The organism is Pantoea sp. X-Soil-TKNS-1207, assembly GCF_059730485.1.
The window spans coordinates 3,503,887-3,520,220 of sequence record NZ_AP035958.1 but is presented as its reverse complement, the minus strand read 5'-3'; the positions used below and the strand labels follow the sequence as shown (position 1 = coordinate 3,520,220).

The 16,334-nt window shown below is 45.0% G+C and carries 11 protein-coding genes; 6 read left to right on the top strand and 5 right to left on the bottom strand.

Annotated elements, in window-relative coordinates; all coding sequences use genetic code 11:
- Positions 1–511: 511 nt before the first annotated feature.
- The 5 genes from AC6I8V_RS16380 to AC6I8V_RS16360 are packed head-to-tail and all read right to left on the bottom strand — an operon-like array spanning position 512 to position 7,717.
- Positions 512–1,408 (bottom strand): phage baseplate protein, encoded by an 897-nt coding sequence (locus tag AC6I8V_RS16380; RefSeq protein ID WP_497843281.1) that lies wholly within the window; start codon positions 1,406–1,408, stop codon positions 512–514.
- Between the two features lie 14 nt (positions 1,409–1,422).
- Positions 1,423–5,250, bottom strand: coding sequence for a CDP-glycerol glycerophosphotransferase family protein (locus tag AC6I8V_RS16375; protein ID WP_497843280.1), 3,828 nt, complete (start codon positions 5,248–5,250; stop codon positions 1,423–1,425).
- 17 nt (positions 5,251–5,267) lie between these two features.
- Entirely contained in the window at positions 5,268–6,260 is a 993-nt protein-coding gene (locus AC6I8V_RS16370; RefSeq protein ID WP_497843279.1) for a galactosyltransferase-related protein, read from the bottom strand.
- A gap of 15 nt (positions 6,261–6,275) precedes the next feature.
- Complete coding sequence (locus tag AC6I8V_RS16365) at positions 6,276–6,944, bottom strand: ABC transporter ATP-binding protein (RefSeq protein WP_497843278.1); 669 nt, start codon at positions 6,942–6,944, stop codon at positions 6,276–6,278.
- Positions 6,941–7,717: an ABC transporter permease gene (locus tag AC6I8V_RS16360; protein WP_497843277.1), complete on the bottom strand. Its 777-nt coding sequence runs from the start codon at positions 7,715–7,717 to the stop codon at positions 6,941–6,943. The genes AC6I8V_RS16365 and AC6I8V_RS16360 overlap by 4 nt, the downstream gene beginning before the upstream one ends.
- Positions 7,718–8,442: 725 nt before the next feature.
- Here AC6I8V_RS16360 and speB point away from each other — a divergent pair.
- The 6 genes from speB (at position 8,443) to fbaA (ending at position 16,202) form a co-directional block, all read left to right on the top strand.
- The gene (gene speB / locus AC6I8V_RS16355; RefSeq protein ID WP_313683609.1) at positions 8,443–9,363 is read left to right on the top strand and encodes an agmatinase; all 921 of its coding nucleotides are present in this window, start codon (positions 8,443–8,445) and stop codon (positions 9,361–9,363) included.
- Between the two features lie 317 nt (positions 9,364–9,680).
- Positions 9,681–10,091 (top strand): YidB family protein, encoded by a 411-nt coding sequence (locus AC6I8V_RS16350; protein WP_497845858.1) that lies wholly within the window; start codon positions 9,681–9,683, stop codon positions 10,089–10,091.
- Between the two features lie 317 nt (positions 10,092–10,408).
- A complete protein-coding gene (gene tkt / locus AC6I8V_RS16345) occupies positions 10,409–12,400 on the top strand; it encodes a transketolase (protein WP_497843276.1) in 1,992 nt (663 codons plus the stop codon).
- 372 nt (positions 12,401–12,772) lie between these two features.
- A complete protein-coding gene (epd, locus tag AC6I8V_RS16340; protein ID WP_497843275.1) occupies positions 12,773–13,792 on the top strand; it encodes an erythrose-4-phosphate dehydrogenase in 1,020 nt (339 codons plus the stop codon).
- 51 nt (positions 13,793–13,843) lie between these two features.
- Positions 13,844–15,007 carry a phosphoglycerate kinase gene (pgk, locus tag AC6I8V_RS16335; RefSeq protein ID WP_497843274.1) on the top strand — a complete coding sequence of 388 codons (1,164 nt, stop codon included), beginning with the start codon at positions 13,844–13,846 and terminating at the stop codon, positions 15,005–15,007.
- A gap of 115 nt (positions 15,008–15,122) precedes the next feature.
- Entirely contained in the window at positions 15,123–16,202 is a 1,080-nt protein-coding gene (fbaA, locus tag AC6I8V_RS16330; RefSeq protein WP_497843273.1) for a class II fructose-bisphosphate aldolase, read from the top strand.
- The last annotated feature ends 132 nt before the right edge of the window (positions 16,203–16,334 follow it).

Here is a 16,334-nt window from a genome sequence, read left to right as displayed (position 1 = left end):
GATGGCCATCAGCAGGTCTAATCACGACTTCGGAAGCAATTAAACAATGGTCACCGATAATTAACCCATTGTTTTTTTTGCCAGAGTTGAATCCTGTGCTCCAGGTATTTTACGCGGTTACTGAAACCGCTTCTCCAACTGCAATAAAATCTCTTTCACCCAAAATAACAGCGTTAATGTTATTAAGATTACTTTCCTTACCAAGATAAAATACAGTGCTTTTTTAATTATATTTTAGATGAATTAATGGTAATGTCACTGTCAATGAATACAGAACAATCACTCGCTTTTTCAGTGAATATAAGAGTCAAGCCATCTGGAAACTTACCATCTTTAAGAAAGATGCGATTTCTATCATCTCCTTTTAGCCTTAATTCTCGAGGTGTATGTTTAATGAATTCGGCATTAGTAGTATCGAAAGAAGTAATGCAAAATCTTAAGGAGATATCATGCATTCTCAAATGCATGAACAATCATAAAAATCGACCTTAGTGAAATGAGAAAAGAAACGCTATTCCTTGTTATAAATTACTATAAAATTTTCTTTTTTTATACCTAGTCCAATATTAAAAAGGATTGCAAGTTTGTTATTTTCTAGTGTTGCTATTCCCTCTGGTTCATAAAAACACTTGCGAGGGAAATTATTGCAATGCTCTTTGCCAACTTCAACTTTAGAGTCTGTGGTTATCATTTTCCCATCAAAAGAATATGTGATAATTGATTTTTGGTTTAGTTCTGCATCGCCAAAGAGTAAGTAAATGCGGTCGTTATCACTAGATATTGCCTGCAAAGGACGTAACTTTCCTTCATCGTCTGATAGTGTGGATGGAGGAAGATTCCATTTGTGATGATAATCTGTCGATAGATCCAGTGTTGAGCTTTTACTATCTTTAATTTTATTTTCAATGTCTTTGAAATTATAAGTTTTAAAGATCATGCTTCTGTAATCCAAACGCCCTCTTACCACCAGTGTTTTACCGTCAGGTGAGAATGATGGCATTGTGTCATTACTTTTGAAAGGAAAATCAGAAAAGAAATTGACTTTTTTCTCCATAAAATTACCTTTGCCATCAAAGACAAAAAATAGTGCTTCATTGCTCTTTTTAGAACTTGTTGCGATAAAAGAAATAGACTGTTCTTTATTTAATTTAACGTCAAAACCCTGATGCCCAATATCTGTTGATTTTAAAACAAGCTGACGGTAATTTTTGGCATTAATATATATTGAAACTGCATCTGAGTTTTTATCATGTTCTAAAGTGTAAAAAGAACCGGGTGATGGAGATGATAGTCCCTGGATATTGTTCCCGCTTTTTATAGTCATTAAGTCCTGAGCTAATGATGAACAGGAATATGTGAGTATAAAAAGAAATGCTAATAATGCATTAAGGCTTTTAGATCGATCCATAAATTTATCCTTTATCAATGCTGAACTGATAATCTATTCAACTCATGAGCAACGTCATTCAGCTCGCTAATCGCATTCATTAGCGTTTTGTAGTCATTTTTAGCTAGCCAGTTTTCAGGAGAGCTATAGTGTTTTTCATGTAGAGAAATGACATACTGCGCAGAGATTTCTTTAGCTAATGATGGCCGTGCATTTTTATGAAAATTTAGTGCAAGCTTATAAATATCAATGCTTTCTAGCAAATTACAATCATGATGTAGAACTTTTTTAATAATGGAACACGCATTTTTATGGTCGATGACTTTTGTGTTTAAAATAATATGAGTTAATTTTTCAGAGAAGTTTTCCGGGTTAAATAATGAATTTAACTCTTTTATGAATCTTTCTGTACCATCAATTTCCATGACGGATTTTAAAAATTTTTCTGCTCTATCAGCATGATTGAGGTAATCATATTTGTTTTTGTTATTGTCCAGAGCATGTAAAAAATCTGAAAAATCTTTAGCGCTATAAAGATAATCAAGATAACGAAACAAACAATGCTCAGATTCAACTTCCTGTATCGGTAAATCAAGGAGTTGATTTTTGCTTACTGTATTGCAAAATTTAAAGAATGATTCTATCGCTGCGTTGTTAGTTGACGACTCTGGATACAGGCATTGAATCGATAAATTATAAATATTATCAGGCGATGCAGCCTTTGATAATTCCAGCAAAAGAAATTCTTTTTCTGTTAAATAAAGATTAAATTCTATCTTGTTGAGCCATAGAATTGCCTCATCTATGTTTTGTGTTCTGATTAGAGACGTGAGAATGATTAATGATATATTTCTTGATTTATAAAGAGAGTATTCACCAATAATTTCGTTGGCTTTATCAATAACTTCGTTATATTTATCACTTTTAAAATCCTCCATCATATTGATAATGTTTATAATGGGATGAGAGATGATGCCCTTTGTTATGTTTTTAGCATTTTCATTTTCCTCCACCGAAGTGAGGGTGCTCTCAAAATAAGTCTTTTGGAAAACTGAGTCATCATTACTTGATGTCATAGTGTTTATGTTGGAAAAAATAGCATCAATATAGTTATGAAAATCGATATTGCTACTTGGATTATCTATTTCTTTCATAACTGAATTAATTATCTGTTTATCATCATTAAGGCCATTGGCGGCACACCAGAAGTAAAGAATTGATAATGTCTGGCTGGCTCTAATGTAAAGCGCTGACGGAACTGAAGCTATATTTGAACGATAGGTTTTAAGAAAATCACATGCGGACTGGATTTCGTAGTGTTTTACTAAATTTTCGAGTTTTTCAATTAATGTTAATGAATCTGGGCCGTTATTGTTGAGTTCTGATATGTGATGGTAAAGACGAGATGAGTTATTCCTATCCTGGTAAGGGAAAAAACTATCGATCCTTTCTTTATATATAATAGAGATTTCGCATTCGTTTTTTATTAAATAGTTCAGGTTTTTGATGAGATCATCAATACTTTCGCAAACGGGTCCAAAACCATGAGTGTTATAATCAAAATATCCTTTCGAATATGAATGTTCAGAAAAGAATGTTTCAATATCGAAATGAAAATATATGATCGGTTTCTTCATGTATGCAATATCAAAGGCTACTGATGAATAATCAGTAATTAAAATGTCAGATTTTCTAAAAACATCCTGGATGCTATATGTAGTTATATCCCCGATGCCTATGTATTCAGGGATGTTAAGATCTTCGATGTAATCGATTAAATTTGGGTGTGGGTAAAATTCAATTGTATATCCGAAGCTTTTAACTAGTAATTCAAGATCTTTAGACCGTAAGAATCCTCCCCACATATTAGCAAATGCAGAGTCGGCAAAGTTTTCATTTTTGATGCGTTTACTGGATTTTTTTATCAATTCTCCTGAAAGACTTTTTCTCCAGGTTGGCATGATGAGAATTTTTTTACATTTCTTCTCTTGAGTATATAGATTGTCATATCTTGGGAAACCAGTTAAAACAACCTCTTTACTTGTAAATCTGTAACGACCTCTACCAGCTATGTCATTATATTCGTCAACACCAGCGGTAACCAGGCAATCAATCTTACGGCTATTTAGCCATTCTGATTGGTCATCTTTAGTAATTCCATGCTGTAAAAAAACAAACTTAAAATTCATGATGTCACTAAAGTGTTTTTTCGGCAGGAAATTGACGATGGCAGGATTAGCATGGGATGATAAAAGATATTTAGCATTAATAAGGGCCACTCTATGCCAAAATCCACCAAATCTAATTAATTTTACGCCATCCTTTCTTAATCGATCCCAGTCTTTTGATTTTTTATCAATTAAAAAGAAGCATTTTTCAGATTTATGTTGTGATGAAACATATCTGTAAAAGTGTTCGGCATTATCATCCGCCCTAAGTTCGTTATCAATAAATACCCAAGCGTCAGAGAATTTCTTTTTTATTATTGGGCGTGTGGAAAGGTAACGTAATATCTTTGCTTTAAATGGTAATGTGGGGGAAATAGACTTTTTGTTTTTAAAAGATTTAATTAATTCTCCGGCCTTGCAGGTTTTCCTTCTTTTTCCATTAACGATGAAATCAATGCCGGACTTACTGATTAAACGTATTGGTTTCTGATGCGATTGATAATCAACCCAAATAAATATTTCATATGAAAGCTCATGGGAGAAAAGTGTTAGCGGTTTTATTTTTATAGAAATTGGTGTAGCCTCCTTATCATTTAATATAACAGAAGGAATATAATCAACACTCGTGGCTATTTTAAACTTAATCAGTTTTTCTTCATCTTGTACATCTTCTACATAGCATAAGTCTCCTGGTACTGCTTCTTTCAGAATATTTAGATAACCTATTTTATGTACGTGATTATAATTGGATGAGGAAAAGTTGTTTAGAACATCAGTTCCAATATTTGAAATGATTGATGTGAGTAATGTAAGTACGCTATTTTTTTCATGATCGTTCAATAGCTCGTCTGATTTTTTGTTTTTTAGTAGAACTGTAACTATTCCATGAATGAAAGAAAGAGTCGAACGCTTCAATTGTACATGGTTAGAATTACCAGAGAGTTTTGCATCGACATGTGTTAAAAAACTAATTATATCTGTTGGGTTTTTTACTAATTCCTGTAATCTGCTTTCAATTCTTAAACCCTCAATATTTGACGAGATTAGTTTGTCGTCCCAAAAAATTCTTAAATTCCCACCTTCTTTTTCTATAATACTTAAGAGATTGACGGTATTGATGTGAAAATTTTTGCTATATATGAACTCATTAAGATTGTTCAGGATTTCAGACTTTACGATAACGCTTCCAAAGTAAGGAAAAATAAAATCCTTCTCTGTTTTTTTACTTTTGCTTAAGCGTGCTTTGTTATGTGTTAAAAATGCATCTGGCTGTGATTGGTTTAAATTATGACTGTAAGTATGTGCAATGATCTCATGTTCTTCTTGTAGATTTAACTCAGTAGAAAACCGTTGGATAAATCCAGCGTTTACAAGATCTCCGGCATGCATAACCTTAATGTAATCACATTTTAATTCTCTAGCCATTTCTTGTATTAAATTAATGATGTTTTTTTCTGAATTAGCGCCATCAATTTGAATGGTTCTGATGTTTTTTCTATGTGCTTTGCTTGAGTTTGTTATGCTGTTTATTGTTTCAAAAAAGTGAGAGGGGTTATCATTCAGGATAATAAACCCCAGGCTATTTTTTTCTTTGTTATTCTTGCTTTCTGCTGTTGATATTTTTTTAAAAAACTTCGAGTCATGGAAAAATTGTTTTGGGTTGTTGATTAATTTCTTGATTTTTTTCTTATTCATTTTAAAGCCTAAAGATGTTAATTCTTAAAAAGAAAATGTATTTTTCTTTTCAACGTGTCGTAGCGATCGACATGTCCAGGTTTATTTTCAAAGAGTATAGAATATTCATGAACACTCAAATCATTTTCCTGACAACTATGGACAAATGAAGTTATCAATGTCGCATCGGTTATTTGATTATTAGTGACTTTATGCCGGTGCGAAGATGCAAATTTTTGATAGTTGTCTTTTCTCGATTTATAATAGGTTTCATTGCTATCCTTGTCATGATATAAGTGAAATGCTAAGTCTTTTGCAAGTAAGCTTTCTATGCAGAGCTCTCCTAAATATCTCCGAAACCCAACAGCAAAAAGCGGTGATCGTGCAGGTTTATCAATTAAAAAATCAGATGTCTTTTCTGAAGAGAAATATAATTCACTTAATCTAACCAGAAAATCAAAGTCTTCATATCCATGTCCCTGATAAGTAGTGTCAAAACCATTTAAAATCTGGTAGTCCGTAGATTTAAGGATGGTAATTGATGAAGGGCTTGCTAAATGAAGGAACTCTTTCCTGGAAAAAGAAAAGTATCTTTTTATTATTTCTGATTTTGATTTGTTCTTTTCCGTAAGTAGTTTTGAGCCATATTTTGTTAAGTATAGACAGGGCAGGATGTAGAATGGTTTTTCTTCTCTCTGTATTTTCTTTTTGTACTTTTTAAATAACTCAAAGTCGGGATTTATATCTGCATCGAGAAGAATGATATATTCTGAGTCAACTTTACTAAATGCAATGTTTCTCAATAGTGATGAGTTTATTTCTTCAGAGATGCCTATTTGAGATTCTATTCGGGCTGAGGGGATTTTTTCTATCTGGCTTATAAGTTCTTTATCATGTTTTGTCTGTCTATCATTATGGCCAAATATAGTTTTTACATTATTTTCCTGAGCGTTCTCTGCTAATGAGATAGCTTTTCTTATAAGGTCTTTTGGCCTGCGCTTTAAATCTATTGGAATGATGGCTGTTAGCATTGAAGACACCGTTTACTATCCATTCAGATTGTCGTGATGATATCTCTCAAGAGCTTCATTAACACAATTGTAGTAATTCAGAGAGTTATCTTTCCCTATATATAACGCGGCATCACAAAACTCTTTCAACGAATTCAAACTATGCGACACCATCAGAAAGCTAGATTCTTCATGTTTTGATTTAAACAAATCAGCACATTTCCTTTTAAACCTCGCATCCCCAACCGCTGTGACTTCATCCACCAGATAATAATCGAACTTAAACGCCATACTCAGACCAAACCCGAGCCGCGATTTCATGCCTGATGAATAGGTTTTAATTGGCATGTCGAAGTATTTACCTAACTCGGCAAACTCTTCCACAAATGCGACTTTGTCTTTGAGTTCTTCTTTAGTTGCGTACAGGCGCGAGACAAATTTCACATTTTCCCGCCCCGTAAGACTTCCCTGGAAACCCCCGGAAAGCCCTACCGGCCATGAGATGGTTTTATTGGTAATAATGCGGCCGCTATCAGGTCGGTCAATCCCGCCAATCATACGCAACAGCGTCGATTTACCCGCGCCGTTGCGTCCTACCAGGGCGACACTTTTGCCGGTGGGTAGCTCCACACTGAGATCTTTAAATACATAATGGCGACCGGCAGGGGTGCGGTAGGACTTCGTGAGGTTTTCTATCTTTATCATGATGTCAGCATCGCCTCCTCACGGGTACGGTACAGCGCGAGACCGACGAACAGGGTCGCCAGCGTGCAGAACGCCAGATATTGCAGGCTAACGCCTTCGCTGATGTAGCCGGGCATTACCGCTTCGCGGCTTAACTCCACCGCATGAACAATCGGATTCCATAGCAAATACGGCCAGTAATCTTTGGGAATCGTATGCAGAGGGAACATGATGCAGGAAATAAAATAAAGCGGTTTAAGCAGGATAGGCAGAAACTTCTGCGTCTCCGCAAAGGTTTTCCCCACCACCATAAAAATCAGGCCGATGCCGCAGGAAAATAGCACCAGCAATGTCCAGGTGCAGACCAGTTGCAGAAGATTGGTTATGGCGAAGTATTCGCCTGCCATCCACACAATCAGCATCAGCAGGATATAGACAGCGACGTAAATCACCGTCTCAAGCAGGGCGCGGGCAATAATGGTGTCGATAGGTTTTACAGGGCGATAGTTGAACAACCCCTGGTTCGCTTCAATTGCCCCTACTGAACGGTTACTAATATTACTGAATATAAAGTAAGGAATAATGCCGTTTAGCAGAAAGACCGGAAAGGAAATGTCAGGCATGGTGCGGTGCATAATAAAACCGAAGATACCAAGTAACACCAATAAATGCGCTGAAGGCTCCAGAATCGCCCAGAAGTATCCCAGTCGAAATTTGCCAAACCTTGTGCGTATTTCTCTTAAAAACAGTGCCTTAATGGCAGCCTGCTGAACTTCAAATCCACTTCTTGCCATTTTAAAACTCATCATCATTCTGGGGGGATTTTTTAAATGCTACCGCCCCTGGCTTAACAGCAACCAATGCGCTAGGGGAAATACGGACGATATAAGGGCGAGGTTATTTTTTGCAGACATCGGGGCATGCTGAAAATCTCAGCGGGATTACGCAAAGTCAGATAATGGAATCTGATGAATACGTGAAAGAGGCATCCCTGTTTCTTTCACTGAGGTGATTACTCTATGAAACTAATTAATGGCAGATGCCATTGCCCTAAAACTCTGTAAAATTTTTGTCATATTGTGGTCAGTAAGTTACAGAGCGTGTCAGAATTTTCCTAAACGTTTTCATCTATTAATCAACTTTTAACAATTTGTCAGGCCTATCGTATGGCGGGCTATTGCCTGATTGATTTAACTTCATGATTTGTTGATTATTTTACATGTTATTGCACGGGTTTTTGTCTGTCTCGTGAGCAGAAAATCGATCGCAATCCTTACCGGGGAAGTTGTGCGGCAGATCGGGGAATGAAGTGGGATGTTATCTCTGGCTGCTGTCACATAAGCGTCGATTGCAGGCCCGTTAATTCTTCGCGATAATCGCGCCAGATACGCCATAACATCAAATCCCTTCCTCGTCGGGTTTAACGACGCGGAGGGGATTTTTTTATCTGGTCATATTTCACCTATAACTTAAGGTCATGCGGGCATGACCCGCACCACGGATATATAGAGGACGATTTATGTATAACACCCTGGGCAATCAATACGATAACTCCCTGGTTTCGAACGCCTTCGGTTTCATGCGTTTCCCGGTTAACTTCCAGCCATACGACAGCGACGCCGAGTGGGTGATTACCGGCGTACCTTTCGATGCGGCGACCTCGGGCCGTCCTGGCAGCCGTTTAGGGCCGGGTGCGATTCGTCAGATCTCCACTAACCTCGCGTGGGAAGGCTGTCGCTGGCCGTGGGATTTCGATCTGCGTCAGCGTCTGAACGTGGTGGATTGCGGCGACCTGGTTTATGCCTTTGGCGATTCTCAGGATCTGTCGGATAAATTGCAGGCGCATGCCGAGAAACTGCTGGCAAACGGTAAACGTATGCTGACCTTCGGCGGCGACCACTATGTCACGCTGCCGCTGCTGCGCGCTCATGCGAAGCACTTCGGCAAAATGGCGCTGGTGCATTTCGATGCCCATACCGACACCTATTCCAACGGCCCGACCTTTGATCACGGCACCATGTTCTTCACTGCGCCGAAAGAAGGTCTGATCGATCCAAATCATTCGGTGCAGATCGGTATCCGCACTGAATTTGATAAGAGCCTTGGCTTTAACGTGCTGGATGCGGCACAGGTTAACGATCGCAGCGTCGATGACATCCTGGCAGAAGTGAAGCGCACCGTTGGCGATCTGCCCGTGTATCTGACCTTTGATATCGACTGCCTCGATCCGGCACATGCTCCTGGTACGGGTACACCCGTCATTGGCGGTCTGACTACCGACAAAGCCACTAAATTGATTCGTGGTCTGCAAGGCATGAACATTGTGGGGATGGATTTGGTAGAAGTGGCGCCCGGCTACGATCACGCCGACCTGACTTCGCTGGCCGCTGCGACACTGGCGCTGGATATGCTGCACGTGCAGGCGGCAAATAAGGGCTAATGAAATAGAAGAGGCGTCTGATTCGGTGAGCAGGTGAGATTAGTAATCGTTATCAACATCTTTTGCGGCTGAGCGTATCACGCAGTACGCAAAGACAATGACGACGATGGCAAGGACGATAATAAATGTAAGTAGCATAAACGGTTCCAGTCTGACCCTGAGACATACGTTACCCTACTTAGATTGCAATAATCTTTCTGTGTTCCGTAATCAGATATTGCCAGGTTTTATCCGCCAGTCACATTTATGGTTCCGTAGGTTAAACAGCGTGCTTGTGGCTAAACTTACAAGCGGTCAATTAATCTTCGGAGGTCATGATGGGCTTACTGGATGATTTAGTCGGATCGCTAAGCGGCGGTGAAGGGCAGGGTAGCCAGCTGGGCCAGCTACATGCTATCTGGAGCTGGGTGCAGGAGCAGGGCGGCATCGAAGCGCTGCTGCACAAGTTCCAGCAGGGTGGATTAGGCGAGGTACTGGGTTCGTGGATTGGCACCGGCAACAACCAGCCGGTGGACAGTGGCGATATTCAGTCGGTGTTTGGTCAGCCTGAGTTGCAGTCGCTGGCGGATAAGCTCGGCACCGATGTGCCGGGCGCGTCCGGCACGCTGGCCGCGCTGTTGCCGCAGCTGATTGACAAGATGTCACCGCAGGGCCAGCTGGATGAGCAAACTTTGCATGATAACCAGCTGGATTTGGGGTCGATGGTGGATCAGCTGTTTAAGCGCTGAGGCGGCGCAATCCTGTAGCGGCGTGATTTATCGCGCGTTTTTTCCGGTTTGGCTACGGAATAGCGCGATAAATCGCGCCGCTATGCGTTTGTGCAACGGTGTTTATACATATTGTTTACAGCCAGTAACTGCTCTGCCTGCTAGCAGACAGCAGCTAAATTGCAACCGCATCCCATCAGATTTAGCACCCCGTAGCATGTACTTTTGCCCCGATTTTCATGTACATTGATGTGCGACTTTTTCCTTGCTTCGCCTGATAGCTGATTAATTACAATAAGTTAGGAGCGGCGAAGTATTAATCCGACCTGGAGTAGAAAATGCCCTCTCGTAAAGAGCTTGCCAACGCCATTCGCGCGTTAAGTATGGATGCAGTACAGAAAGCCAAATCGGGACATCCGGGTGCCCCGATGGGCATGGCGGACATCGCCGAAGTTCTGTGGCGCGACTTCCTGAACCACAACCCGACTAACCCGCAATGGGCCGGGCGCGACCGCTTTGTCCTTTCTAACGGTCACGGTTCAATGCTGATTTACAGCCTGCTGCACCTCACCGGCTACGATCTGCCGATGGGCGAGCTGCAAAACTTCCGTCAGCTGCACTCCAAAACTCCAGGTCACCCGGAATACGGCTACACGGCAGGCGTTGAAACCACCACCGGTCCGCTGGGTCAGGGCATTGCAAACGCCGTCGGTTTCGCCATTGCTGAACGCACCCTGGCGGCACAGTTTAACCGTCCGGGCCACGACATCGTTGACCACAACACCTACGTGTTCATGGGCGACGGCTGCATGATGGAAGGGATCTCGCACGAGGTTTGCTCCATCGCCGGTACCCTGAAGCTGGGCAAACTGGTTGCCTTCTATGATGACAACGGCATCTCTATCGACGGCCACGTTGACGGCTGGTTCACCGACGACACCGCAAAACGCTTTGAAGCCTATGGCTGGCACGTCGTGCGCGGCGTTGACGGTCACGACGCTGACGCGATCAAAAAAGCGGTTGAAGAAGCCAAAGCCGTTTCTGACAAACCGTCTCTGCTGATGTGCAAAACCGTTATCGGTTTCGGTTCACCGAACAAAGCCGGTACCCACGATTCACACGGTGCGCCGCTGGGCGACGACGAAGTAGCGCTGACCCGCAAGCAGCTGGGCTGGGAATACGCGCCGTTCGTGATCCCGTCAGAAATCTATGCTGAGTGGGATGCGAAAGAAGCAGGCCAGGCCAAAGAAGCGGCATGGAACGAGAAATTCGCCGCTTACGCTGCTGCGCACCCGGAACTGGCTGCCGAGTTCAAACGCCGTACCAACAACGAACTGCCAGCCAACTGGGAAACCGAGTCGCAGAAATTCATTGAGCAGTTGCAGGCTAACCCGGCGAAAATCGCCAGCCGCAAAGCGTCGCAAAACACCCTCGAAGCGTTCGGTAAAATCCTGCCGGAATACCTTGGCGGTTCTGCTGACCTGGCGCCGAGCAACCTCACCATGTGGTCTGGTTCTAAGCCTATCAACGAAGACGCGGCCGGTAACTACATCCATTACGGCGTGCGCGAATTCGGTATGACCGCGATTGCCAACGGTATCGCGCTGCATGGCGGCTTCCTGCCGTACACCGCCACCTTCCTGATGTTCGTTGAATATGCCCGTAACGCGGCGCGTATGGCGGCACTGATGAAGATCCGTCAGATCATGGTCTACACCCATGACTCCATCGGTCTGGGCGAAGATGGCCCGACGCATCAGCCGGTTGAGCAGATGGCGAGCCTGCGTACTACCCCGAACATGAGTCTGTGGCGTCCGTGTGACCAGGTAGAATCTGCGGTGGCGTGGAAATATGCTATCGAGCGTAAAGATGGCCCGAGCGCGCTGATCTTCTCCCGTCAGAACCTGGCACAGCAGGATCGTACTGCTGAGCAGCTGGCCAACGTAGCCCGTGGTGGTTATGTGCTGAAGGATTGCGCCGGTCAGCCGGAACTGATCCTGATCGCCACCGGTTCAGAAGTGGAACTGGCGGTTGCTGCTTACGACCAGCTGACCACCGAAGGCCGCAAGGTGCGCGTGGTGTCTATGCCGTCTACCGACGCCTTTGACAAGCAGGATGCCGCTTACCGCGAATCCGTGCTGCCGAAAGCCGTCGCTGCGCGCGTCGCCATCGAAGCCGGTATCGCTGATTACTGGTTCAAGTACACCGGTCTGAACGGTGCCATCGTCGGCATGACCAGCTTCGGCGAATCTGCTCCGGCGGAGAAACTGTTTGAAGAGTTCGGCTTCACCGTAGCGAACGTTGTTGCTACCGCTAAGTCGATTCTGTAAGACCTGCGGGCGGCCTGCGGGCCGCCTGTTTTGCTTCCCGCCGCGATGCGATTTATCGCGCGAGCTTTTCCGACACCGCGCGCGGAATTGCGCGACAAAACGCGCCATGACGAATTCGTGCAAATATCACCCAATTATTCCTCCAGTAATAATCTTAAAATGGCTTATTTTGTGACGCAGATCCAATAATCAGCAGCGCAGTTGATCGCAATCATTCCTGTTATTCCTTCCTTGCTTTATTCTAGCTGAACCGTTTCAGTTGTAGCGATGCGACAGCCTTCTGCCAGCGGCGTCAGGCAAGAATTCCCTGTACAAAACGGTGTGAAACGCTCAGGCTATCGGCACGTTTTTTCGGTGTTGTTGAAGGTAGAGATGACCGTTCGCGTAGCTATAAATGGTTTTGGTCGTATCGGGCGTAATGTACTGCGTGCGTTGTATGAAACCGGCCGCAGGGCTGAAATCACCGTGGTCGCCATCAACGAACTGGCGGAAGCCGTCGGTATGGCGCATTTGCTGAAGTACGATACCAGCCATGGCCGTTTTGCCTTTGATGTGCGTCAGGAGCGTGACCTGCTGTTTGTCGGTGACGATACCATCCGCATCCTGCATCAGGCCGATATCGATACCCTGCCGTGGCAGGAACTGAATGTCGACATCGTACTGGACTGTACCGGTGTTTATGGCAGCCGTGCCGATGGCGAAGCCCATTTGCAGGCAGGCGCGAAGAAAGTGTTGTTCTCGCATCCGGGCGGTAACGATCTGGATGCCACCGTAGTGTTCGGCGTGAACGAACAGGCTCTTAAACAAACTGACCGCATTGTCTCCAACGCATCCTGCACCACCAACTGCATTATTCCGGTGATCAAGTTGCTGGATGACGCCTTTGGCATTGAGTCGGGCACGGTGACCACGATCCACTCGGCGATGCATGATCAACAGGTGATCGACGCGTATCACAGCGACCTGCGTCGCACCCGTGCGGCCAGCCAATCGATCATTCCGGTGGATACGCGTCTGGCGGCGGGCATAACGCGCATTTTTCCGAAATTTAACGATCGCTTCGAAGCCATCGCGGTGCGTGTGCCAACTATCAACGTGACAGCCATTGATTTGAGCGTTTCGGTGCGTCAGGCGGTGAAGGCATGTGAGGTCAACGCGTTGCTGCAAAACGCGTCAGAAGGGGCATTTCGTGGTATAGTTGACTATACGGAATTACCGTTAGTCTCAGTCGATTTTAACCATGATCCGCACAGTGCCATAGTGGACGGCACGCAAACGCGGGTCAGTGGTCACCACCTGATCAAAACCCTGGTTTGGTGTGACAACGAATGGGGCTTTGCTAACCGAATGCTTGATACAACGTTAGCAATGGCCGCAAGCGGTTTCAGGTAAGACGCGGTCTGCGTCTGGCAAAACTTATGAGAATCAACGAGAGGGTTCACCATGTCTGTAATTAAGATGACCGATCTGGATCTTGCTGGTAAACGTGTTCTGATCCGTGCCGATCTCAACGTTCCAGTGAAAGAAGGGAAAGTGACGTCTGATGCACGTATCCGTGCTTCTCTGCCCACCATCGAAGCGGCGTTGAAACAGGGCGCGAAAGTGATGGTTACCTCTCACCTGGGTCGTCCGACCGAAGGTGAATACAACGAAGAGTTCTCCCTGTTACCGGTTGTTAACTACCTGAAAGACAAACTGAACGGCACCACCGTTACCCTGGCAAAAGATTACCTCGACGGCGTTGAAGTCGGTGCGGGCGAGCTGGTGGTACTGGAAAACGTGCGTTTCAACAAAGGCGAGAAGAAAGACGAAGAAGGCCTGTCGAAGAAATATGCCGCGCTGTGCGACGTTTTCGTGATGGATGCTTTCGGTACTGCGCACCGCGCGCAGGCGTCAACCCACGGCGTGGGCAAATTTGCACCGATCGCCTGTGCCGGCCCGCTGCTGTCTGCTGAGCTGGAAGCGCTGGGCAAAGTGATGAGCAATCCGCAGCGTCCGCTGGTTGCTGTGGTTGGCGGTTCTAAAGTCTCCACCAAATTCGATGTATTGCAGTCGCTGGTGAAAATCGCTGACACCGTTATCGTCGGTGGCGGTATCGCCAACACCTTCGTGGCCATCGACAACAATGTTGGTAAGTCTCTGTACGAGCCGGACTTTGTTGAAGCGGCGAAAGGTCTGCGTGACCAGTACGGCATCCCGGTGCCAACCGATTCCCGCGTGGGCACAGAATTCTCTGAAACTGCCCCGGCAACCGTGAAAAAGGTTTCCGAAGTAGCGGATAACGAAGAAATTATGGACTTCGGTGACGAAACCGCACTGGCGATGGCGAAACTGCTGAAAGACGCAAAAACCATCCTGTGGAACGGCCCGGTTGGCGTGTTTGAATTCCCGAACTTCCGCAAAGGCACCGAAATCATCGCTAACGCGATCGCCGATAGCGAAGCGTTCTCCGTAGCAGGCGGTGGTGACACCCTGGCGGCGATTGATCTGTTCGGTATCGAAGACAAGATCTCCTACATCTCTACCGGCGGCGGCGCATTCCTCGAGTTCGTGGAAGGCAAAAAACTGCCGGCAGTAGCCATGCTGGAAGAACGCGCTAAGCAGTAATCATTTGGGGGCGGCGCTTCGGCGTCGTCTGAAGGCTTGCCTCGACGGTTATGGGGCAATCAAATCGCAATCCCCACGATTCGGGGATGAACGGTAAACGAAACAGGACACAACCATGTCTAAAATTTTTGATTTCGTAAAACCCGGCGTTGTCACTGGTGACGACGTTCAGAAAATCTTCAAAGTGGCGAAAGAGAACAAATTCGCCCTGCCAGCAGTAAACTGCGTCGGCACAGATTCCATCAACGCAGTACTGGAAGCGGCAGCGAAAGTGAAAGCGCCGGTCATCGTTCAGTTCTCCAATGGTGGTGCTGCCTTCATCGCCGGTAAAGGTTACAAAACCGACAAACCGCAGGGCGCGGCAATTGCCGGTGCTATCGCCGGTGCGCATCATGTGCATCTGATGGCTGAATTGTATGGCGTGCCGGTTATCCTGCACACCGACCACTGCGCGAAAAAACTGCTGCCGTGGATCGACGGTCTGCTGGACGCGGGTGAAGCGCACTTCGCCAAAACCGGTAAGCCGCTGTTCTCTTCGCACATGATTGACCTGTCTGAAGAGTCACTGCATGAAAACATCGAAATCTCCAGCAAATACCTGACGCGCATGGCGAAACTGGGCATGACGCTGGAAATCGAACTGGGTTGCACCGGTGGTGAAGAAGATGGCGTGGACAACAGCCACATGGACGCTTCTGCCCTGTACACCCAGCCGGAAGACGTGGATTACGCTTACACCGAGCTGAGCAAAATCAGCCCGCGTTTCACCATTGCGGCATCCTTCGGTAACGTACACGGCGTGTACAAACCGGGTAACGTAAAACTGACCCCGACCATTCTGCGTGATTCGCAGAAATACGTCAGCGAAAAACACGGTCTGCCGCACAACGCGCTGGACTTCGTGTTCCACGGTGGTTCCGGTTCTTCTGCGGCGGAAATCGAAGAATCTATCAGCTACGGCGTGATCAAGATGAACATCGATACCGACACCCAATGGGCGACCTGGGACGGTATTCTGCAGTACTACAAAAAGAACGAAGACTATCTGCAAGGCCAGCTGGGCAACCCGAATGGCGTAGATAGCCCGAACAAGAAATACTACGATCCGCGTGTATGGCTGCGTTCTGCGCAGGCTTCCATGGTGGTTCGCCTGGAACAGGCTTTCAAAGAGCTGAACGCCATCGACGTACTGTAATTTTCACTCACAGTACAAAAAAGGCCCGAAAGGGCCTTTTTTTATGCATTCCTTTCGGAAAATTCAGTTAATTCAGACCATCTTTGGCGCTCACCCCCATTATTGTTTAACCTTGTACACGGGAGTGTCGGA

Coding starts and splice junctions, on each gene's coding strand:
- speB (WP_313683609.1), top strand. CDS start 8,443: ATGTATAACACCCTGGGCAATCAATACGATAACTCCCTGGTTTCGAAC.
- AC6I8V_RS16380 (WP_497843281.1), bottom strand. CDS start 1,408: ATGGATCGATCTAAAAGCCTTAATGCATTATTAGCATTTCTTTTTATA.
- AC6I8V_RS16360 (WP_497843277.1), bottom strand. CDS start 7,717: ATGGCAAGAAGTGGATTTGAAGTTCAGCAGGCTGCCATTAAGGCACTG.
- tkt (WP_497843276.1), top strand. CDS start 10,409: ATGCCCTCTCGTAAAGAGCTTGCCAACGCCATTCGCGCGTTAAGTATG.
- fbaA (WP_497843273.1), top strand. CDS start 15,123: ATGTCTAAAATTTTTGATTTCGTAAAACCCGGCGTTGTCACTGGTGAC.
- AC6I8V_RS16350 (WP_497845858.1), top strand. CDS start 9,681: ATGGGCTTACTGGATGATTTAGTCGGATCGCTAAGCGGCGGTGAAGGG.
- pgk (WP_497843274.1), top strand. CDS start 13,844: ATGTCTGTAATTAAGATGACCGATCTGGATCTTGCTGGTAAACGTGTT.
- AC6I8V_RS16370 (WP_497843279.1), bottom strand. CDS start 6,260: ATGCTAACAGCCATCATTCCAATAGATTTAAAGCGCAGGCCAAAAGAC.
- epd (WP_497843275.1), top strand. CDS start 12,773: ATGACCGTTCGCGTAGCTATAAATGGTTTTGGTCGTATCGGGCGTAAT.
- AC6I8V_RS16375 (WP_497843280.1), bottom strand. CDS start 5,250: ATGAATAAGAAAAAAATCAAGAAATTAATCAACAACCCAAAACAATTT.
- AC6I8V_RS16365 (WP_497843278.1), bottom strand. CDS start 6,944: ATGATAAAGATAGAAAACCTCACGAAGTCCTACCGCACCCCTGCCGGT.